Origin of the sequence: Lagierella massiliensis (assembly GCF_001407835.1) — a bacterium.
GTDB lineage: Bacteria > Bacillota > Clostridia > Tissierellales > Peptoniphilaceae > Mediannikoviicoccus > Mediannikoviicoccus massiliensis.
Map to the genome: position 1 here is coordinate 729,227 of NZ_CYUO01000004.1, position 21,289 is coordinate 750,515.

20 protein-coding genes and 2 pseudogenes are annotated in these 21,289 nt (G+C 31.2%); all 22 read left to right on the top strand.

The features are described from left to right. Positions 1-55: 55 nt before the first annotated feature. The 22 genes and pseudogenes from saoE to BN2746_RS03545 all read left to right on the top strand — a co-directional run bounded on the left by saoE (position 56) and on the right by BN2746_RS03545 (position 21,283). On the top strand, positions 56-1,141 hold the full coding sequence (gene saoE / locus BN2746_RS03445) for an efflux transporter SaoE (protein ID WP_055078434.1): 1,086 nt from the start codon (positions 56-58) through the stop codon (positions 1,139-1,141). A 1-nt stretch (position 1,142) separates the two neighbouring features. After that, a complete protein-coding gene (saoC, locus tag BN2746_RS03450; protein WP_055078435.1) occupies positions 1,143-1,625 on the top strand; it encodes a Cys-Cys-COOH (seleno)protein SaoC in 483 nt (160 codons plus the stop codon). Between the two features lie 36 nt (positions 1,626-1,661). Continuing rightward, positions 1,662-2,057 (top strand): MerR family transcriptional regulator, encoded by a 396-nt coding sequence (locus BN2746_RS03455; RefSeq protein WP_055078436.1) that lies wholly within the window; start codon positions 1,662-1,664, stop codon positions 2,055-2,057. 72 nt (positions 2,058-2,129) lie between these two features. After that, the gene (gene saoX, locus BN2746_RS03460) at positions 2,130-3,380 is read left to right on the top strand and encodes an ABC transporter substrate-binding subunit SaoX (protein WP_055078437.1); all 1,251 of its coding nucleotides are present in this window, start codon (positions 2,130-2,132) and stop codon (positions 3,378-3,380) included. Between the two features lie 96 nt (positions 3,381-3,476). After that, complete coding sequence (locus tag BN2746_RS03465; RefSeq protein ID WP_055078438.1) at positions 3,477-5,591, top strand: molybdopterin-containing oxidoreductase family protein; 2,115 nt, start codon at positions 3,477-3,479, stop codon at positions 5,589-5,591. A 101-nt stretch (positions 5,592-5,692) separates the two neighbouring features. Further along, positions 5,693-6,169 (top strand): transcription elongation factor GreA, encoded by a 477-nt coding sequence (greA, locus tag BN2746_RS03470; RefSeq protein ID WP_055078439.1) that lies wholly within the window; start codon positions 5,693-5,695, stop codon positions 6,167-6,169. A 2-nt stretch (positions 6,170-6,171) separates the two neighbouring features. Next, positions 6,172-8,079, top strand: coding sequence for a lysine--tRNA ligase (lysS, locus tag BN2746_RS03475; RefSeq protein WP_055078440.1), 1,908 nt, complete (start codon positions 6,172-6,174; stop codon positions 8,077-8,079). Between the two features lie 569 nt (positions 8,080-8,648). Continuing rightward, entirely contained in the window at positions 8,649-9,131 is a 483-nt protein-coding gene (locus BN2746_RS03480) for a Csac_0668 family 2Fe-2S cluster-binding (seleno)protein (RefSeq protein WP_077064921.1), read from the top strand. A gap of 141 nt (positions 9,132-9,272) precedes the next feature. Further along, positions 9,273-9,650, top strand: coding sequence for a hypothetical protein (locus tag BN2746_RS03485; RefSeq protein ID WP_055078441.1), 378 nt, complete (start codon positions 9,273-9,275; stop codon positions 9,648-9,650). 11 nt (positions 9,651-9,661) lie between these two features. After that, complete coding sequence (locus BN2746_RS03490) at positions 9,662-10,582, top strand: toll/interleukin-1 receptor domain-containing protein (RefSeq protein WP_055078442.1); 921 nt, start codon at positions 9,662-9,664, stop codon at positions 10,580-10,582. 65 nt (positions 10,583-10,647) lie between these two features. Then, positions 10,648-10,897: pseudogene (locus tag BN2746_RS03495) on the top strand (DUF3847 domain-containing protein). Between the two features lie 436 nt (positions 10,898-11,333). Beyond that, entirely contained in the window at positions 11,334-11,417 is an 84-nt protein-coding gene (locus BN2746_RS09140) for a DUF2087 domain-containing protein (protein ID WP_317133679.1), read from the top strand. Positions 11,418-11,592: 175 nt separating this feature from the next. Then, complete coding sequence (locus BN2746_RS08995; protein ID WP_156331312.1) at positions 11,593-11,736, top strand: hypothetical protein; 144 nt, start codon at positions 11,593-11,595, stop codon at positions 11,734-11,736. Further along, positions 11,714-12,118: pseudogene (locus BN2746_RS03505) on the top strand (hypothetical protein); the annotation flags it as partial. The gene BN2746_RS08995 and the pseudogene BN2746_RS03505, both read left to right, overlap by 23 nt. Before the next feature lie 176 nt (positions 12,119-12,294). Further along, positions 12,295-13,617 carry a DUF2254 domain-containing protein gene (locus BN2746_RS03510; protein ID WP_055078444.1) on the top strand — a complete coding sequence of 441 codons (1,323 nt, stop codon included), beginning with the start codon at positions 12,295-12,297 and terminating at the stop codon, positions 13,615-13,617. 149 nt (positions 13,618-13,766) lie between these two features. Then, a complete protein-coding gene (locus BN2746_RS03515) occupies positions 13,767-14,849 on the top strand; it encodes a hypothetical protein (protein WP_055078445.1) in 1,083 nt (360 codons plus the stop codon). Positions 14,850-15,045: 196 nt separating this feature from the next. After that, the gene (locus tag BN2746_RS03520; RefSeq protein ID WP_055078446.1) at positions 15,046-16,251 is read left to right on the top strand and encodes a DegT/DnrJ/EryC1/StrS family aminotransferase; all 1,206 of its coding nucleotides are present in this window, start codon (positions 15,046-15,048) and stop codon (positions 16,249-16,251) included. Then, positions 16,241-16,930, top strand: a complete 690-nt coding sequence (locus tag BN2746_RS03525) for a sugar transferase (protein ID WP_082420187.1) — start codon at positions 16,241-16,243, stop codon at positions 16,928-16,930. Before BN2746_RS03520 ends, BN2746_RS03525 begins: the two co-directional genes overlap by 11 nt. Further along, positions 16,914-18,164, top strand: coding sequence for a glycosyltransferase family 4 protein (locus BN2746_RS03530; RefSeq protein ID WP_055078447.1), 1,251 nt, complete (start codon positions 16,914-16,916; stop codon positions 18,162-18,164). Before BN2746_RS03525 ends, BN2746_RS03530 begins: the two co-directional genes overlap by 17 nt. A gap of 25 nt (positions 18,165-18,189) precedes the next feature. Further along, positions 18,190-19,380, top strand: coding sequence for a DegT/DnrJ/EryC1/StrS family aminotransferase (locus BN2746_RS03535; protein ID WP_055078448.1), 1,191 nt, complete (start codon positions 18,190-18,192; stop codon positions 19,378-19,380). Then, entirely contained in the window at positions 19,373-19,948 is a 576-nt protein-coding gene (locus BN2746_RS03540) for an acyltransferase (protein ID WP_055078449.1), read from the top strand. Before BN2746_RS03535 ends, BN2746_RS03540 begins: the two co-directional genes overlap by 8 nt. Before the next feature lie 3 nt (positions 19,949-19,951). Then, entirely contained in the window at positions 19,952-21,283 is a 1,332-nt protein-coding gene (locus tag BN2746_RS03545; RefSeq protein WP_055078450.1) for a nucleotide sugar dehydrogenase, read from the top strand. The last annotated feature ends 6 nt before the right edge of the window (positions 21,284-21,289 follow it).

Genomic DNA, 21,289 nt, shown 5'->3' on the forward strand with positions numbered 1-21,289 from the left:
ACCGGTTTTTAATTCTAAACAACATTGAAGTTAGCTTTAGAGTTTGGAGAGATAGATGTTTGATTATATAAAAGAGATAATTTTAAGATCTGTAGAGTTACTTAACGGAGCCTCAACATGGCTCGTAATAAGTTACTTTATAGCGGGTCTAATGAGAAATATAATTTCACCAGTAAGACTGCAAAAGTCCCTGGGAAATACAAAGATATCATCAATATTTAAAATAACTGGATATTCAATGCTACTTCCAGTATGTAGCTGTGGCTCTGTTCCCATAGGAATAAGTCTTTACTATTCGGGAGCATATGCTGGACCAACTTTAGCATTTTTAGCTTCATCCCCAGTATTAAATCCTGCAGCATTAATACTTAGCTTTGGGCTACTTGGAAAGCAAATAGCTCTTATCAATATTTTTGCCGGGATTACATTACCAATAATAATCGGAATTATAGGTAACTTAGTTTCTGGTAAAGAGCTTAGAAATGAAATGGTTGCGGAAGAGATAAGCCATATAGATTTAGAAGAAGAAAAGAAGAAAAGTATTAAAACTAAAATATCAGAAGGAATGGAATGGGTAAGAAACGACTTTGCCATTACACTAAGTAAGTACGTTGTGTATGGAATGTTGTTCGGAGGTTTTGTTTTAACGATTTTCCCAGAATCATTTATACAAAAATATCTTGGTGATCCAGGATTGTTATCACTTTGGAACGTTGCGGTACTCGCAGCCTTGATGTATGTATGCGCCGTAGGACATATACCTTTAATTGCAGCATTAATTGCATCGGGAGCTTCTCCAGGAGCGGCAATAACATTTTTAATGGCAGGAGCTGCAACAAATATACCTGAAATAATTAGTATTGGAAAGATGATCGGAAAGAGAACTGCAACAATTTATACTGTTGTTATTTCTGCATACGCTATGTTTATAGGATTTATGACTAATAAATTATTAATGCCAGGATTTCAAAGGCAGATGGAATATGATGAAGTTACAAATGCCATTAACTATGCAAACAAAATGATGTTGTCATTTCCTGAATGGGTTAAGTATGTATGTTCCGCAATTGTATTTTACTTTTTCCTAAAATCGGCATTTTTTAAATTAAGAAATTATTATTATTCAAAAAAGGACAATTAATATGAAGGCAGAAAAGAATAAAAGTATAATTTTAAGGAAAGTCTTAATCATAATTATTGCTTTGCTTTTAGGTTATTTTGGATATAGGAACAATGTAAAGTATAAAAAAGTCGATTTTGGAGTTGAAAAAGATCACTATCTTCTACAGGCATTTTACGATGAATATCCAGGTAAGGAGGTTGTAAAATGTAAGCTTGGAGATGTGACAGGGAATGGAACAGAAGACCTAATTATTATTTTTAGAAAGACAAAAGAGGCAAATCACTTAGTAGTAGCTATTGATACTGGTAAAGAAATTTATTTTTCAGAGGAAGGTAGAGCCCCATATGAAAATCAAAAAATAGAATTGAAAGACATAGACAATAGCCCACCAAATGAATTTATTGTAAGCGGTTCTAAAAGGGGACAATACGGTTATGGTATTTTTAGGATTGAAGAGAAACATCTTCACAATTTATTTTCTGAAGGCATGGGCGTATGCTGATAGTATTTTTTTACTTGGGTCAAGTAAGGAGAGATTATGAAAGTTAAAGAGGTATGTGAATTAACAGAACTTAGTGACTCTGCAATAAGATATTATGAAAAACAAGGGTTACTAATGGATGTAAAAAGATTGGATAATGGCTATAGAGATTATGATGAGTCCCATGTGGAGAATTTGATTTTTATAAAAAAGGCAAGGAACTTAGGGTTTAGTCTGGAAGAAATTAAAGATATTATTATGCTTAAGAGAAGTGGGAATTCAACTTGTAGCTATGTAACAAGCCATATGCGAAAAAAGATTGAAGATATTGATAAAGAGATAAACAGGCTGAAACAAGAAAAAGAACTTTTAATAGAACATCTATTAGAAGGAGATACTGTTAGTTGTTGTAAAGGACATTTTTGTCATTATATTGAAGGTTTAGATGAATAACTCTTGACCCTCAAGTTGAGTTTAAGGTTTACAATAAAAATATAGACATATTAAATAAAAGGAGAGTAAAAAATGAAAAGAAAGATTTTATCTATTTTACTTATTTCATCTATGCTTTTTTCACTTACAGCATGTAAAGACGATTCAGCTGGAAATGTTGAAGAAGTTGCATATGATGCAAAGGCTGAGGTGGCAAAGTATGAATTGCCAGAAATCCCAGAAGCTGATAAAGATTTAAAGGTTCAAATGGGATATAATGACTGTGATCACATGGTTGGTGCTATTGTTGGAGAAAAAGCTGGAATTTATGAAGCTTTAGGACTTAATGTAACCGTTACAAAGACAAACAATACAAATATTGCGCAAGCAATGACAACAGGTGAAATGCACGTAGGTTATATGGGTATTGAAGGTGCGTTAAATGCAAGAAATGAAGGAGCTCCTATAATCATGGCAGCTGCAAATCACTTGGGAGGATCAAGATACTTAGTTGTTGCAAATGATATTAAGGATCCTAAGGATTTAGTTGGTAAAAAATTAGCCATTACTGCAGATCCTGAAAACAATCCTGAATGGATTAAATGGTCAGCGAAACTTGGATTACCAACTGAAAAAGATAATTATGAAATTATAGAGATGGCACAAAAAGACGGCCCAATGGCACTTAAATCTGGACAAATTTCAGCTTTCGCATGTTGTGACCCATTTGCATCACAATGTGAATACCAAGGACTTGGAAAGGTTGTTGCTGTAGGTTGGGGCGGACTAATTGACGAAACTAAAGAAGAAAATGATCATGAACATGGTTGGGGAATGTGTTGTATATATGCAATGAATGAAAACTTCAAAAATGAACATCCAGAAGTTGCACAAAGACTTTTAGTTGCACATGCTCTATCATTAAAATATTTATATGACCATCCATATAACGCTGCAATGATGTTTGCAGACGGATTTGGTACAGCACCTGAAGTTGGACTTATGACATTATATATGAAGACCATAGCTGAAGGTAGAACATTAACTTGGGAATTTAATCAAGATAATATTGATAATTTTGTAAAAGAATATGATGAATATAATATTGATGAAAAATTTAGACCAAAGCTTGATAAGCTTGATGAATTTGTAAATCTTAACTTTGTAAAGGAATCTGGTATTGAAGCCTTTGGTGACTTTACTAAGAATGATAAAATTGATGAAAAATTCCCTGTAGGAATAAGCTTTGAAGATTGGTTAAAGAAAGCAAAAGAAATTGATGGAATTGAAAATGAAGTTGGAAACGACATAAAAATTCCAGAAGTTTACAAGGAACAAAAATAATAAAAAGGTCGGAGGAAACTCCGATTTTTTATTTAACAAATATCACAATGTTTGATATCATATTAATATATACAATAATAAAATAAGGGGTGTATTATGAAAGAAGGTATTTGTGGAATATGTCCTGGTCAATGTCATGTATCGTTAGATATTGAGGACGGAAGAATAAAAAAAATAAAGAAATCTGAAAAAAACTTTCCTAGTGCACTATGTTTAAGAGGTTTTTATTCCGATGAAGTTTTAAATTCTCCTGACAGACTAAAGACTCCATTAATTAGAACTGGAGCAAAGGGAGAGTTTTCTTTTAGAGAGGCTTCTTGGGATGAGGCAATAAGTTTAATTGGAGAAAGATATTCTAAAATAATTGAAGAAAATGGAGGACAAGCACTTGCATCTATTGTAGGTAGAGGTGGATTTGAAAACTCTACATCAGACTTTGTAAATTTGAGTAATGACAGTGGTAGAGAAATTGGATTTTTTGCTCCAGTAGGTTCTCCTAATAATGGTTCAGTATCTTCATTATGTTATGTTTCTTTTGGAGTTTTCGCACCAATGATAAACTTTGGGCTTGCAGGCAATAGGTTTTCTCCAGATTATGAAAATGCAGATTATATATTTATTTGGGGAGCTCATCCGCCAACAGCATCTCCAAATCTTGAATATGAAAGAATTATAAAAGCTCAAAAAAATGGAGCTAAGGTAATAGTTATTGACCACTACAAGAGTAAAATGTGTGAAGTGGCAGATAAGTATATACTAATTAAATCTGGTATGGACGGAGTGCTTATACACACCATTTTTAATTATTTAAATTCACAAAACGCTTTTGATGAAGAATTTATAAAAAAATATACTCATGGTTTTGATTTATATAGTAAGTACTTTAAAGATTTTGATTTAAAGTCTTGTGAAGAAAGAACTGGAATAAGGGAAGAAGATATAAAGTTTATTGCTGATACTATAGTTACTTATAAATCAGCTTTAAGAATGTATACGGGCCTGGAATATACAAATTCTGGAATGCAAAGTATTAGAGCTCTATATCTGCTTTGGTTTGCAACAAAGAATATAGATGTACCTGGGGGACTTTTGATTTCTCCTAAAGGTAAACCTGATAGGGTAAAGAGATTTAATAACACAACTTATTGTAAGAGAATTGGAAGTGATGAGTTTCCGCTCTTTGATAAATTAATTAAGGCACCTCAACTCACAAAACTTCCACAAGCAGTTTTGGAAGAAAAGCCTTATGCAGTAAAGGGACTTCTTTCTATTGGCTGTGCAATAACTAATGTATTTCCAGAGTCAAAAGTTTATGAAGAAATGTTAAAGAATTTAGAATTTTTCGTAACTGTTGATAGATTTATGTCTAAGGACTGTCTATATGCAGATGTAGTTTTGCCAGCAACAACATACTATGAAGACCAATCTTATTGTGTCTACAAAAATAAGGTGGAAGTAAGAGAGAGAGTAGTTGAACCGATTGGAGAGGCTAAGCCAAATATTCAAATTATGCATCTTATTGCCGATGCTCTTGGATATGGATATATGTATCCAAAGGATGAAGATGAACTTCTTGAATTTGCATTCTTTAACGAGCCTGAAACTCTTAAAGCTTTAAAAGAAGAAGGTGTTTATTTTTATAAGAATGAAACTGAAAAGGAATATGAAAAATACAAATCTGGTAAGCTAAGAGTTGACAATAAACCTGGATTTCCAACTGCAACAGGTAAGGTTGAGTTTGACTCCACAATTTTAAAATCTTATGGATATGAATCTATCCCTAAATTTGTTGTAGGAGAGGAAACCTTAGAAAGTGAAAGTGGAATAAAAGAAGAATTTCCTCTTGTACTAAATACTGGAGCAAGAATTCAAACCACATTTAGAACGCAACATTTAAATATAGATGGACTTTTAGATCATCAAGACAGACCTTATATCTATATGAATAAAGATGATGCAAATTACAGGGGAATTGAAGACGGAGACAGAGTTCTTGTTAAGACTAAAAGAGGAGAGATAGAAGTATTTGCAAAGACAAATAGAGAAATATTAAAAGGTGACACCGAACTTAACTTTGGTGGAGGTAGTCCAATTCAAGGAGAATTTTGGAGACGTGCCAATACAAATTCACTAACTGATAACTCAAACTGCGATGAAGTAACAGGCTTTCCAGTTTTCAAACAACTTCTTTGTGAAATCAAAAAGATATAGCCTGTAATAAGCTAATATCTTGACTTTAACGCCGAATTTTACTATAATTTTAGTAATGCGGCGAAAGATGTCTTTCGCTTACTATTTTTTAGGAGTAAGATATGGTAGATAAGGAAATTCTATTAACAAAAGAAGGTTACAAGAAATTAGAAGATGAAATGGAATTCTTAAAGACTGTAAGAAGAAAAGAAGTTGCAGATAAGATAAAGGTTGCAAGAGGTTTTGGAGACCTTTCGGAAAATGCAGAGTACGATGAAGCAAAAAATGAACAAGCTCAAGTCGAAGATAGAATTCTGGTTTTAGAACACATGTTGATAAATGCTAAGGTAATTAGTGATGATGATATTAAAACCGATGCAGTTGTTGCTGGCTCAACTATTAAACTTAAAGATCTTGAAGATGGAGAAATAGAAGAATTTACAATAGTTGGTTCTGCTGAAGCAGATCCTTTTAATGGAAAGATTTCTTATGAGTCTCCAGTTGGAAAGGCTTGTATAGGAAGAAAAGAAGGAGAAACAGTAGCGGTTCAAACTGCTGCAGGAAGTTTCAATTATGAAATTGTAGAGATTAAGAGGTAGAAATGGAAGAACAAAATCTTAATGAAATGCTTCTTATAAGAAGAGAAAAATTAAAGAAGCTTGTTGAAGAGGGAAAAGACCCCCACACTATAGAAAATTTTAGAGGTGCAATTCATAGTAAAGAAATTGTAGATAATTATGATGACTATGATGGAAAGACTGTAAAAGTTGCTGGTCGTATTATGACTAAAAGGGGTCATGGTAAGGTAAACTTTATGGATCTTCAAGACTCCACTGGAAGAATTCAATTGTTCAATCGCATGAACGACACTGGAGAAGAAGAGTATGAGTCAATTAAAGCGCTTGATATTGGAGATATTGTTGGAGTTGAAGGAGAAGTTTTTACAACTAAATCTGGGGAGATTAGTATAAGAACTAAAAAGCTTACATTACTTACAAAATCACTTCAAATTCTACCTGAAAAATTTCATGGATTAAAGGATCCAGATTTAAGATATAGACAAAGATATGTGGATTTAATTATGAATCCAGAAATAAAATCTGTTTTCCAAAAAAGATCTAAAATAATATCAAGTATCAGGAAATTCTTGGACAACAGAGACTTCCTTGAAGTTGACACACCTATTTTAAATACGATTGCTGGTGGGGCAAATGCTCGTCCATTTATTACACATCACAACACACTTGATATAGACATGTATTTAAGAATTGCAAATGAACTTTATTTAAAAAGACTTATTGTAGGTGGATTTGATAGAGTTTATGAAATGGGTAGAATGTTTAGAAACGAAGGTATGGATACAACCCACAACCCAGAGTACACAGCAATGGAACTATATCAAGCATATGGCGACTACGAAGACATGATGGAAATAACAGAAGAAATGGTTGCATATGTATCAAAGGAAGTAAACGGAACTACTCAAATAGAATATCAAGGAAAAAAGATTGACCTAACACCACCTTGGAAGAGAATTTCAATGGTAGATGCAATAAAAGAATATGCTGGTCTGGACTACTCAGAAGTTATAGATGTTGAAGAGGCATATAAACTTGCAGAATCTAAAGGCTTAAAACTTGATGAAGGGCTTAATGTTGGAGAAGTTATTTCAGAAGTATTTGAAGAGTTCTGCGAAGAACATCTTATACAACCGACATTCGTTACAAAACATCCAGTAGAAATTAGTCCACTAGCTAAAAGAGATCCTAAGAATAAAAGATTTACACAAAGATTTGAAGCATTTATTAATTCTGCTGAAATAGCCAATGCATTTAGTGAGTTAAATGATGCAATAGATCAAAAAGAAAGATTCCAAAAGCAAGTTGAAGCCAGAGAAAATGGCGATGACGAAGCTCAAATGATGGACTACGACTTCATCAACGCCTTGGAAGTAGGACTTCCACCAACAGGAGGACTTGGAATTGGAATAGATAGACTTATAATGATTTTAACAGATCAATCATCAATAAGAGACGTTTTACTATTCCCAACAATGAAGCCAATTGGATTAGACAAGGCAGAACATGTTCATGTAGAGTCTTCAAATAATGAAACTGTAAATTCAGAAAAACTTGATTTATCAAAGGTAAAAGTTGAACCACTATTTGAAGAATTTGTTGACTTTGAAACTTTTTCTAAATCTGATTTTAGAGTTGTAAAAGTTAAAAACTGTGAAGAAGTTCCAAAATCTAAAAAACTTTTGAAGTTTACATTAGATGACGGAAGTGGCAATGAAAGAATTATTCTTTCAGGTATTAAGAATAATTATAGTGCAGAAGAGTTAGTAGGAAAAACACTTCTTGCAATTACAAACCTACCACCAAGAAAGATGATGGGAGAGGAATCTTGTGGAATGCTTCTTTCAGCAATTTGTGAATACGACGGAGAAGAAAAATTAAATTTAATCATGTTGGATGATAATATTCCAGCAGGATCAAAATTATATTAAAAGAACACGCTAATTATGAAACTGGGGTTTGTTATGAATCCCAGTTTAATTTTTATAATTGGATTAATAGAATTATTAAGATATACAATAAAATCAATTTAAAAAAAAACAAATATTAGATAATCACTTGCTATATATGGACCTGAACCCCAAAAATCCAGAATACGGATGGAGGGGTTTTTGTATGCCAAAATACACAAAAGAATTTAAAGTAAAACTAGTAAATGAATATTTGTCTTGCGATTTGGAACGGTTTGAAGTGAGACACATAAAAAAATAATGACTATCTCAATAAATACTAACACAAGCACAAGTATAAAATAGGCTAAAGTGACTTATAAGCCTATTTATGATATAATATATCTTAACAATAAAACGTATAAGGGGTAATAATATAGTAATTTCTTATATCCATTATGGCACTTATTGGTAGAAAGAAAAATGAACAAAGAAGACTAAAAAAGAGCTGCAACCTGTAGATCCATTGAAAGAGGTATTAGATATCCTGATTAACTATAGAAATAATATTTATTTAGACAGGAGGAAATAAAGTGAGTCAAGAAAATAAGATAAATCAATCTTGCGGAGGTTCAATACAAAAAACCACTGGTACAGTGGAAGAAAAAGCAAATTGCCCCAAATGTCACAAAATAGGAGAAAAGGTTAAGAATATAACTGTAAAGCATATGGTATCAGAAAACCTTATGGGAAAGGTTGTAGATGAAGAAACTTACTATTTATGTATGAATGAAGATTGTGATGTCGTGTATTATAACTTAAACAATGAAAGAGTTTTTTATAAGGAAGATGTAAAAGTTCCTATATGGTTTAAAAAGGATGCAAATCCCAAATATATATGCTATTGCAACCAAGTTACAGAGCAACAAATTATAAACGCTGTTTTAGATGATGGTGCAAAGAATATTAAAGATATTATTAGACTTACAGGGGCAATGAAAAATGGAAAGTGCGAAATTAACAATCCTTTGGGAAAATGCTGTTGTCCTTTTATTCAAGAAACCATCAATAAGGCATTAAAAAGCAAACAATAGTTTGCGACACATAATTTATAAAGTACGTCACAACAGTAATAAAATTAAAAATAATAAAAAACTATAGAATTAAAATTTTAACGGTTCAGATGTAAAAGTCTGGGCCGCTTTTTTATTTTTCCCGGAAAGGAGGTCACCTATATGGTAAATGATGAAGTTAATAATAAGGCTATAAATATTGAGATAAAAGTGGCTCAGTATTCAGCAAAGGCTATTTTAAAATCTATGAAAAAGATTATAGAAGATGCCGATGAAAAAAGCCAACCACTTGCAGATTATATTAGTGAAAAAAGAAAAACTAATTCAAGGAAACTTAAGGATATGGTAAAGAAAGGTCAGCTGGAAAATATTGATGAGCAAATCGAAAATAAATTCTATGCTTTTAAGGATTACGCATATAGGCGTAAAATAAATTGGGGGTTTGTTAGAGATAAAGATACAAGACTTTATATTAACAATACAAACTACACAAAAGAAATGAATAATGAAAACTGGAAAAGGCTAGAAGATTTATTTTAATGAGGTGTTAAATGATAGAAAACAATATTCCAAAAGTATTTATATCATATTCGTGGGAAAGCAAAGAACACTCTGATTGGGTTAAATCTCTAGCAGATAAATTGTTAGCAGATGGTATTGAAGCCATAATAGATAGCTATGATGTAAGTCCAGGGGATAGACTTCCAAAATTTATGGAAAGCTCGATAAGAGATAGTGATTATGTAATTATAATTTGCACTGAAGAGTATAAAAGGAAAGCTAATAATAGAGAAAAAGGTGTAGGTTATGAAAGTCATATAATATCTGCGGAACTCTACAATAATCACAATGATAGGAAGTTTATTCCGGTCATTAGACAAGGAGATTTTAATTCAGCTTTGCCTACTTACATAGATGGAAAACTTGCAATAGATTTAAGAGGTAATCCATTTAATGAAGATTCATATAAGGATTTTATTGCATCAATATTTAAAGTTAAAAAGAAACCTAAAGTAGGTATAAGACCATATTATGTTGATGAATATGAACCAATAACAATTGAGGTAGAGGATATAAAAATAGTGGGCATTATAACAAATGAAGTTACCTTGCCAAAAAATGATGGAACAAGAGGTTCTGCTTTGTATAGAATCCCTTTTAGATTATCTAGCAAACCAACTAGCACATGGTCTGAATTGTTTTTAAAAAATTGGAATTACCCACCAAGTTTTACATCAATGCATAGACCTGAAATAGATAGAGTTGAATCTGATAAAATCATTTTAGATGGAACAACAATCGAAGAGGTAAAACAATATCATAGAGATACCTTAATCTTGTGTGTAGAAAAAACAAATGAAGAAGAAAAACAATATAGAAGAAGAGAAGAACAATTAAAAAGAAAGAAGCAAGAAGAAATAGAAAATCATTATAGAAATATAGAAGATATTTCAAAAGACTTAAAATTTTAATTGTGACACTTTGAAAGGGATAGCAGAAATGTTATCTCTTTTTTAATACAAGAAAGGAGTGTTATATGAAAAAATTAGAACAAATAAGACAAGAGTCAAAAGAAATAAAAGATAAAATAGACGATACAGAAGAAAGATTAAGGCAACTAAAAAATCAAGAAAATAAGATATTAAAACAAGACATAGTAAAAAGAAGAAAATGCAGAAGAACTAACAGATGAAGAAATAAAAATCCTAATAGAAGAAGCAACAAAGACAAAAGAATTTAAAGAAACACTTAGAGTAATGAGAAAAAATGTAAAAATATTAGTATAGATATTATGTAATTACAAATTAAAAAAGGGTAACAAAAAAATATGAAAAGTATTGATATTCAAACGAAATTATGCTAAATTATTATCAACCAAAGAAAGATGAAATAATGGAAAATAGAATCGAGAAATACTGTAAACCTTTAGGTTTATTGCAACATAGACTTAGGAAAAAGTAAGGATATCAAGGACGAGTATGAACAAAATAATCTTGATTATAAAGATTTATATTTAGGATTGTTTCCTCATTAAAGGTATGAAAGGAGATAAGGCTTGAATACACAAAATATAGACAAATGGATAAAAAATAATAAAATTCAAAAAATTCCGAAGAAAGAAAAAGACAAGATAGAGTTATTTAATTATATAGCTAATTTAACCTTTGAAAAAACGTACAATATACTGAAAAAGAAATTAATGAGAAATTAAAAAATTTCTATATTGATTATGCGATATTAAGAAGATACATGGTAGATTATAAAATATTATATAGAACAAGAGATTGTAAGACATATTGGTATTAGATTATTCTAAAGATTTATCATTAAATTAATGAAGCAACCAAAAAAATTCTATAGGTTGCTTTTTTCTTGTCCTTTTTTATAGCAACTAAAAATTAAGTTGAAAATTAAAATATAAAGAAAATAAATAACATAGAAGATAAACCTGGCAAAAAGAAGACAAAGAAATAAAAATAAAATGCTTGAATTAAAGCTATTAGAGATTCAAAAGAAGATTGAAGAAAACTATAAGAAAGTATGTATTGAATCTGGTGAAAAGTTAATAAAAAGATTTTCAGAGATTGAAAACTTTTCCTTAAATGAAGCCAATAGGCTTAGATAAGGCAGAAAATAGAGATTTATCAAAAGAAACTTACGACAAAATTACGACAGAAAAAATCGACTTTTCAAAAGTAAAAGTAGAGCCATTATTTGAAGATATGTTTGATTTTGATACATTTACAAAATCAGAATTCAGAGTTGTAAAAGTTAAGAACTGTGAAGAAGTTCCAAAGTCAAAGAAGCTATTAAAGTTCACGATAGATGATGGAAGAGATAAAGAAAGAGTAATTCTTTCAGATATTAAAGACAACTACAGCGCTGAAGAACTCGTTGGCAAAACACTTCTTGCAATCACAAACCTACCTCCACGTAAGATGATGGGAATCGACTCAGAAGGTATGATTATTTCTGCAATTTGCGAGTACGAAGGAGAAGAAAAATAAAATTTAATTATGTTGGATGAAAATATTCCAGCAGGAGCAAAGTTATATTAAAATTAATAAACAAAATGACCCATGTCAAAAAATTGATAATGGGTCTTTTTTAGAAATTTACAAAATACCTAATTATATATTTCTGATATAATTAAATAACGATAAAAATTTTAGGAGGACGGAGAATGATAGAAAAAATAAAATTAACCTATTCCAACAATAGGAATATTATTAAAATAGTAAGATATATATTTTTGTCTTTTGTGTTTTTGTTTATAACTTGGTTTTTTGATATTAAATATCCATTTTTAAAAGCAGAAATGCCAGAAATATTATTGTTGACACCAGAAGTAACATCATCTTTTTTATCTAATTTAACAGGGACTTTTCTAACGGTTTCCACTTTTACATTAACTACAATTTTAACAGTTTTAAATAAGTATGCGGGGTCATTTACTCCAAGAATAGTTCAAGATTTTATAGACAAGCCTAATGTATTAAGCCTGTTTGGAGTTTTTATAGGAGGATTTTTCTATACTGTCTTATCCTTATTTATGATTCAAAATGTAGATAGCGAAACGCCCTTAATTTCAGGTACCCTTGGAATATTTTATGCCATCGCTGCTATGATATCATTTATTTTATTTGTTAAAAGGGTTTTATCTGATATAAAAGTAGGAAATGTAATAGAAAACATCTATAATAATGCTGATAAACTAATTGCAAAGGAATCTGAAAAGAGAAAAATAGCTGAAAGATTTGATAGTGGTGAATGGGAAGAGACTTATAAAATCTATGCCAATGATTCTGGGTATTTATATGGAATAAGCGCTGAAAAACTTCTTAATCTTTTAAAAGATAATAAATATGAAATTGTTATAAATAAGAGAATTAATGACTATGTGTTAAAGGGTATGTATATAGCTAAACTTAACTTATCAAAAGATTTGGATATGGACCAAGAGGAAAAAGATAAGCTATTCAAAAAGATTTCCTCTAATATCATAATAAATGTCAAGAAAAATGACACTAAAGACTATCACCATGAGATTACTAATTTAGTAGAAATTTCTCTAAAGGCACTAAGTCCTGGAATAAATGATCCTTATACGGCATCAGAAGCCATAATTAAAATAGGCATACTTTTAGGAAAGTTGTTTTCATCAGAAAACTTTTACCAAATTTTAGAAGAAGATGAAAATGCAAAAATAATTTACAATAGTTATTCAGCTAAAGAAGAGCTTCAACTATCATATAATCAAATTTTATTCTATGGAAAAGCAGACCCAGAAATTGCCAAAACAGTTTTAAACAGTATTTACATGGTTTATCTTGTAGCGGACAAGTCTGTTCATAGAGAAATTGAAATGTTTTTTAGCTATTGTTATAACCTTTGCAAAGAAGCTATGGACAATCAAAGCTATATAGACCAACTTGATGAAATATACAAAGATTTTGAACAAAAAAAAGATGATTCCATGGATAGAGAAATAAATAAAGAAGAATAAATTTTTATTTGACAATTTAAGTCTTAAAAGAAAAGCCTAAACAGTGCTATTACACTTATTTCAAAAAATATTTAAAATATAATCACTAATGTAGAAAAAAGTGCAGTTTCTAATGCAATAAAGTGAATTTAATAAAAACGTGAGTAAAATTGAGAAACAAAAAAGGAAAAGTTGCTTTAAAAATTATTTTTTATTTATTTATAATAGCATTTGCAGCTATAGCTGTTGATGCATTTTTAAATAAAAAATTCATAAATCAGGAAAGTATATCTGAATACGATAATAGAGCTTTAAAGGAATTGAACATGGTATATGGTTTTGATGGAGAAGCTGGAAATGACAGTTTTTGGAAGGATTTTAAACTATCAGAGCATCCTGTATTACTTATAAGTAAAGAAAGTCATTATTCTTATTTGATTAATCCAACGCAAAAAATCAGTTCCTTCTTTACAAAAAAATTAAAAGATTTTGAAAAGATTTCTTCTTCTAATCATAATTTTGATGTATATAGAATTTCCAGACTATGTCCTAAAATTTTAAAGGAAAAATTAATGGGAGGAAATTTTAATACCGTTGGTAAGGTTACTTCTGTTATGGGCAATGATGTTTATTATATTAAATTTAATTCGGATAACTTTACTAAAAAGTATTCTTCTAACTACTTGGTTAATTTCCTTTATCATGAATCTTTTCATTATTTTATGCAAAATAATTGGCTTGGAGGAGATAGATTTTCAGGTGAATTAAATGAATCTGATATGAATTTATTATATGAAAAATTAAAACTGTTAGATGAAGCAAAAAATCTGATTAAAAATAATGATAAAGATAAACTTATAGAGGTTTCTAAAAAGATTGTTGAAGTAGAAGAAAAACGTAAAAATACAAATCCAGAATATGTAGAAAAAGAAAATATGATGGAGACTATAGAAGGGACTGCCACATATATGGGAATCAGGGCGTCTCATGTTGTAGATTATGACTTTGGACCAATGTATTTTGATAATGTTAAGGATATACCCTTTTCTGATGTAATTCCAACATTTAAAGAAGGAAAGCTTGACGAAGGTTTTTTAAGAGACAGGTTTCCATATGAAACAGGGGCACAGATTACTTTGATTTTAGATGAATTGGACAAAGAACACAAATGGCAAATTTATTTAAATGAACAAACTATTAATAACTCCAGAACACTTATTGATGCCTTAAAAGAAACTTTGAAAGTGAATTAATAATTGAGCAAAAATCTTGAAGGTGATTTCTTTCGAGATTTTTTTGTTAACTTATGATAACAAAACGGGTAAATAGTGTGTTAATTTGATATAATAGAAACGTTAGGTATTGGTAAGTTTTTTTTTGAAAAACAAATTTTGAAAAAAACACCTTAAAAGATTATACTATAATGTAGAATTAAATTTTGGAGGGAATATGAAGATTGAATTTTCACCACCGGATATTTCACAACTTGAAATTGATGAAGTTGTAGATACTTTAAAATCTGGTTGGATTACAACCGGACCAAAGACAAAAAAATTTGAAAAATTAATTACAGAATATATAGGTACCGAAAAGACCGTTTGTCTTAACTCTGCTACCGCGGCTCTTGAGCTAAATTTAAAAATATTAGGTATAGGAGAGGGCGACGAAGTTATTGTGCCAGCGTACACATATACTGCATCTTCTTCAATCGTAGATCATGTAGGAGCTAAGATTGTGATGGTTGATACTGTACCTGGAAGCTATTTTATGGACTATGAAAAAATGGCTGAAAAGATAAATGAAAAGACCAAAGCAGTTATTGGCGTAGACATTGGAGGAGTTCCTGTAGATTATCATAGGATTAGAAGTATATTGGAGGAAAAGAAACATCTTTTCAAACCTGCTAATAAGATTCAAGAAGCTATGGGTCGAGTTGCACTTGTAAATGATGGTGCTCATTCCTTTGGGTCAATTTACTATGATGAAAAAACAGGTTATTACAGTGACTTTATTTCATTCTCATTCCATGCAGTAAAAAACTTTACTACTGGAGAGGGTGGAGCACTTTCATGGAACAGTATAGAAGGGATAGATGACGATGAACTCTATAATGATCTACAACTTCTATCTCTTCATGGTCAAAGCAAGGATGCACTTTCAAAGATGAAACTTGGTGCTTGGGAATATGATGTTGTAGGACCATATTATAAGATGAACATGACAGATATTATGGCTGCTATTGGACTTGCTCAATTTGAAAGATATGACTCTTTACTTAAAAGAAGAAAAGAGATTGTAAAAATATATGAAGACATATTAAAGGACGCTCCTGTTGAAACTTTACAACACAGAGGAGAAAACTTTATAAGTAATTGTCATCTTTATTTGACAAGAGTAAATGGAATTGAAGTTGAAGATAGAAATAAGATAATTGAAGAAATGGCAGATAAACAAATTGCAACCAATGTTCACTATAAACCACTTCCTATGATGACTGCATATAAGAATTTGGGATTTGATATTAAGGATTATCCAAATGCATACAAACAATATCAAAATGAAATTACATTGCCTCTTCATAGCAGATTAACAGATGAAGAAGCGGAATATGTGGCTAAGAGTTATGTTGAAATAGTAAAGAAATATGCAAAATAATTTAAGTCCTGAAGATTTTTCAAAGCATATTGATGAACGTCTCAAAAAGAGGAGATTTTCACTTGCATTAAAGAGACTTGTCGATATAATATTATCTCTTATTGGTCTTACAATACTTTTAATACCTTTTATGATCATAAGTATTATTATAAAATTGACCTCTAAAGGCCCCGTTTTTTATAGACAAGAGAGAATAAAAAAGGGGAATGTACCATTTAGGATTTTTAAATTCAGGACTATGGTTCAAGATGCGGACAAGAAGGGAATGTTAATAACCGTCGGAGAAGACAAGAGGATAACGGGAATCGGTAAATTTTTGAGAAAGTCAAAGATTGACGAACTTCCTCAGCTAATAAATGTATTTATTGGTGATATGAGTTTTGTTGGTCCTCGTCCAGAGGTTCCAAAGTACACTAAACTCTATGATGAATACCAAAAAAATATTTTAAAGATTCGCCCGGGAATTACAGACCTGGCATCTATAAAATATAAAGACGAAGCGTCAGTTTTAGCAAAGAGTGAGAGCCCTGAAGATACTTATATAAATGAGATAATGCAGGAAAAACTTAGTATAAACCTTGAGTATATTGAAAAAATTTCGGTTATACAAGATATCAAGCTGATTATTATAACCATATTAGAAGTAATAGGATTTGAAATAAATGGACAAAAAGATTAAAAACATTTGGATAATAAATCATTATGCAGATCCACCGAACATAGGAAAATTTAATAGACATTATAATTTCGCCAAAAATTTGAAAGATTATGGATATAATGTTAAAATATTCACAGCATCAACGATTCATACAACACAGATAAATATGATTTCAAATGATGCGGTATATAAAGAAGATAAATTTAATGGAGTAGATTATGTTTTTCTAAGGGCGATGTCCTACGAAAACAACGGAATGAAGAGAGTTATAAATATGTTGCAGTATTTTTTTAGAGCTCTTTTTATACCTAAGAGTTTTGGAAAGCCAGATTTAGTATTTGCTTCCGGACCACATCCTCTTACATGGATTGCTGGGTATAGGCAGGCAAAAAAGAATAATGCCAAGTTTATTACTGAAACGAGAGATCTTTGGCCCGAAACTTTTGTAGCTATGGGGAAGATGACAAAGAAGAATATAATTGCGAAAATTCTTTATAAAATAGAACGCTGGATGTATAACAAATCTGATATTATACTGTTCACGCTTCCTGGAGGAATTGACTATATTAAAAAGATTGGTCTGGATACTTCTAAAGTTCGCTATATAAATAATGGAATTGTGCTTAAAGATTATGATGAAAATAAGAAAAACTTTGAGTATGAAGATGATGACCTTTCAAATAAAGAAAACTTCAACGTTGTATTTAGTGGAGCTATCGGTAAAGCCAATGACCTTGGCAGAGTTATTAGAGCCTTTAAAATAATTAAAGATAGAGGATATAACGACATTAAATTTTTAATCTTTGGAGACAAGGGCGAAAGAAAAGAACTTGAAAAGTATGTGAGAGAGAATAATATAGACAATGTAATTTTCAAGGGATGGGTAAATAAAAGACAAGTACCTTCTATTCTTTCACAGTCAAATCTTCAAGTATTGTCCCTTGCACACCTACCAGAACTTTTTAAATATGGTCTTAGTCCAAATAAATTGTTTGAGTACTTAGCTTCAGGCAAACCAGTTATATCAAATGTCGAATGTGGCTATGACCTTTTACAAAAATATAACTGTGGACTAACTGTTAAAGGAGACAGCGAAGAGTCTATGGCAGATGGTATAATATATTTTTATAAGTTATACAAAGAGGAACCAGGGAAATATTTACAATACTGTGAAAACTCACTGAAGGCTGCAAAGGACTTCGATTTTAAAAACTTGTCAGAGAAACTTGTGGAAGTTATAGAAAGTCTTGAGTAGATAGAATGAATACTATGGAGGATAAATGAATATATCATTAATAGATTTAAAGAGACAATATAAAAACATTGAACAAGAAGCAGAAGAAAAGATTCTTGATGTTTTAAAAAATGCCCAATACATTATGGGAGAAAATGTTAAGAATTTTGAGTCTGAATTTGCAAAGTATCTTGGAGTAAAGAATGCCATATCTGTAGGTAATGGAACAGATGCTCTAATTATAGCATTAAAAGCTTTGGGAATTGGTGAAGGAGATGAAGTTATAACAACAGCTTATACTTTCTTTGCAACAGCAGAAGCCATAGCATATGTGGGAGCAACTCCTGTATTTGTTGATGTAGAACTGGACACATATAACGTTGACCCAAAACTAATTGAAGAAAAAATTACTGAAAAGACAAAGGCTATTATCGCTGTTCATATATTTGGGAATCCATGTAAAATGGATGAAATAAATAAAATTGCAAAGAAGCATAATCTATATGTGATAGAGGACGCAGCGCAAGCTGTTGGATGTATCTATAAAGGTAAAATGATAGGTACATTATCAGACATTGCATGTTTTTCATTTTTTCCAACTAAAAACCTTGGATGTGCTGGCGATGGGGGAATGCTAACAACAAATAACGACGATTTAGCAACTATAATTAAAGCACTAAAGGTTCATGGTTCAGGAGAAAATGGATTAAAGACATATAACCTACTCAATAATATTGATGAAAAAGTTGTTGTTGATGAATCCGCCGACAATACGGTTTATAATCCTTTAAAATATTACAATTACATTATTGGGCAAAACTCCAGACTTGATGAGATTCAAGCTGCACTTCTAAGGGTTAAGCTAATTCATTTAGAAAACTGGACAGAGAACAGAGTTAGAGCTGCAAAAAGATATAATGAAGGTCTTAAAGATGTATTAGTTACTCCAACTGAGGAAGAAGAGTCAAGACATGTATATCACCTTTATATTGTTCAATCTGAAAAGAGAGAAGAACTTGCAAATTTCCTAAAAGAAAAGGGAATAGCAACAGGAATTTACTACCCTGTTCCAATGCATTTACAAGAAGTTTTTAAACCTTTAGGATATAAACCAGAAGATTGTAAAAATGCATATTATTTGTCAAAGAGGACTTTTGCACTTCCAATGTTCCCAGAAATAACAGATGAAGAGATAGACTATATCGTCAAATCTGTATTAGAGTTTTCACATGAGTAAATATTTTGTGCACGAGTCGTCATATATTGACGATGGTTCAAAAATTGGAGAAGGAACAAAAATTTGGCATTTTTCACATATTATGTCAAATTGTGAAATCGGGAAAAACTGCAATATAGGACAAAATGTAGTTATTTCACCAGGAGTTAAGATTGGTGATAGTGTAAAAATACAAAACAATGTATCGGTTTACACAGGGGTCGAATGCGAGGAAGGTGTGTTCTTAGGACCTTCCTGTGTGTTCACAAACGTAATAAATCCACGCTCATTAATTGAGAAAAAAGATCAATATAAAAAGACACTTTTGAAAAAGGGAGCTTCAGTTGGAGCGAATGCCACAATAATTTGCGGCAACACAATTGGACGATTTGCGCTTATAGGTGCTGGGTCAGTTGTTACAAAAGATGTTAAAGACTATGAAATTGTAGTTGGAAATCCAGCAAGGCCAATTGGATATGCATGTGAGTGTGGTGAGCGGTTAAAAAAATATCAAAATAATGAGTACAAATGTGAAATTTGTGGTAAAATATATAAGTTGGAAGACGAATTTTTAAGAGAGAAGGAGTAAAAAATGTCAAATATTAAACAAGAACTATTACAAAAAATTGAATCTAAGGAATTAGTAGTAGGGGTTATAGGCCTTGGATACGTTGGTCTACCTCTTGCAGTTGAAAAAGCTAATGCAGGTTACAAGGTAATAGGTTTTGATGTACTACCTGAAAAGGTAAAAATGGTAAACGAAGGACACAATTACATAGGTGATGTAGTTGATGAAGAGCTAGCAGAATTAGTTGAAAAGGGAATGTTAAGAGCAACAGATAATTTTGAAGAAGTTGCATCATGTGACTTTATCGCCATTGCAGTTCCTACACCACTTGATAAATATCAACAACCAGATATATCATATGTTGAAAAATCTACAACAGATGTATCAAAATACTTAAAGAAGGGTTCAATTGTAGTTCTTGAATCTACAACTTATCCAGGAACAACAGAAGAACTTATGTTACCTATTCTTGAAGAAGGTTCAGGATTAAAATGTGGAGAAGACTTCTACTTAGCATTCTCTCCAGAAAGAGTTGATCCAGGTAACAAGATTTATAAAACTAAAAACACTCCAAAGGTAATCGGAGGAGTTGGAGAAGATTCTACAGAAGTTGCAGCAGCACTTTATAGAAATGTTCTTGAAGGAGAAGTATTTACAGTTTCTTCACCTAAGGTTGCTGAAATGGAAAAGATATTAGAAAACACATATAGAAATGTTAATATCGGTCTTGTAAATGAATTTGCATTAATCGCAGACAAGATGGGAATAAACATTTGGGAAGTAGTAGATGCAGCAAAGACAAAACCATATGGTTTCCAAGCTTTCTATCCAGGCCCTGGAATCGGAGGACACTGTATTCCACTTGATCCATTCTACCTAACATGGAAGGCAAAAGAATATGACGCTCACATGAGAATTATTGAAGCGTCAGGTTCAGTAAACGACTTTATGCCTGAATGGGTAATAGATAGATCACTAAGAATATTATCAAAGAAATTCAAAAAGGCTTTGAACGGAGCAAAAGTACTAATCTTAGGTATTGCATACAAAAATGATATTGACGACTTAAGAGATAGCCCTGCACTTGTTGTTATAGAACAATTTGAAAAAGAAGGTGCAAACTTAGACTACTATGATGGATACAATCCTTCATATATTGATCAAAATGGAGAAACTGTTCACTCAATCAAAGAACTTAATCCTGAAGTTGTAGCTTCATACGACTTAGTTGTTATTACAACAAACCACTCAAATGTAGATTACCAAATGGTTGCAGACAATGCTAAATTTATATTTGATACAAAATATGCAACAAGAGACGTAAAGGATAACAACAATAATATCGAATTATTATAATCGGAG

Coding starts and splice junctions, on each gene's coding strand:
- saoE (WP_055078434.1), top strand. CDS start 56: ATGTTTGATTATATAAAAGAGATAATTTTAAGATCTGTAGAGTTACTT.
- saoC (WP_055078435.1), top strand. CDS start 1,143: ATGAAGGCAGAAAAGAATAAAAGTATAATTTTAAGGAAAGTCTTAATC.
- BN2746_RS03455 (WP_055078436.1), top strand. CDS start 1,662: ATGAAAGTTAAAGAGGTATGTGAATTAACAGAACTTAGTGACTCTGCA.
- saoX (WP_055078437.1), top strand. CDS start 2,130: ATGAAAAGAAAGATTTTATCTATTTTACTTATTTCATCTATGCTTTTT.
- BN2746_RS03465 (WP_055078438.1), top strand. CDS start 3,477: ATGAAAGAAGGTATTTGTGGAATATGTCCTGGTCAATGTCATGTATCG.
- greA (WP_055078439.1), top strand. CDS start 5,693: ATGGTAGATAAGGAAATTCTATTAACAAAAGAAGGTTACAAGAAATTA.
- lysS (WP_055078440.1), top strand. CDS start 6,172: ATGGAAGAACAAAATCTTAATGAAATGCTTCTTATAAGAAGAGAAAAA.
- BN2746_RS03485 (WP_055078441.1), top strand. CDS start 9,273: ATGGTAAATGATGAAGTTAATAATAAGGCTATAAATATTGAGATAAAA.
- BN2746_RS03490 (WP_055078442.1), top strand. CDS start 9,662: ATGATAGAAAACAATATTCCAAAAGTATTTATATCATATTCGTGGGAA.
- BN2746_RS08995 (WP_156331312.1), top strand. CDS start 11,593: ATGCTTGAATTAAAGCTATTAGAGATTCAAAAGAAGATTGAAGAAAAC.
- BN2746_RS03510 (WP_055078444.1), top strand. CDS start 12,295: ATGATAGAAAAAATAAAATTAACCTATTCCAACAATAGGAATATTATT.
- BN2746_RS03520 (WP_055078446.1), top strand. CDS start 15,046: ATGAAGATTGAATTTTCACCACCGGATATTTCACAACTTGAAATTGAT.
- BN2746_RS03525 (WP_082420187.1), top strand. CDS start 16,241: ATGCAAAATAATTTAAGTCCTGAAGATTTTTCAAAGCATATTGATGAA.
- BN2746_RS03530 (WP_055078447.1), top strand. CDS start 16,914: ATGGACAAAAAGATTAAAAACATTTGGATAATAAATCATTATGCAGAT.
- BN2746_RS03535 (WP_055078448.1), top strand. CDS start 18,190: ATGAATATATCATTAATAGATTTAAAGAGACAATATAAAAACATTGAA.
- BN2746_RS03540 (WP_055078449.1), top strand. CDS start 19,373: ATGAGTAAATATTTTGTGCACGAGTCGTCATATATTGACGATGGTTCA.
- BN2746_RS03545 (WP_055078450.1), top strand. CDS start 19,952: ATGTCAAATATTAAACAAGAACTATTACAAAAAATTGAATCTAAGGAA.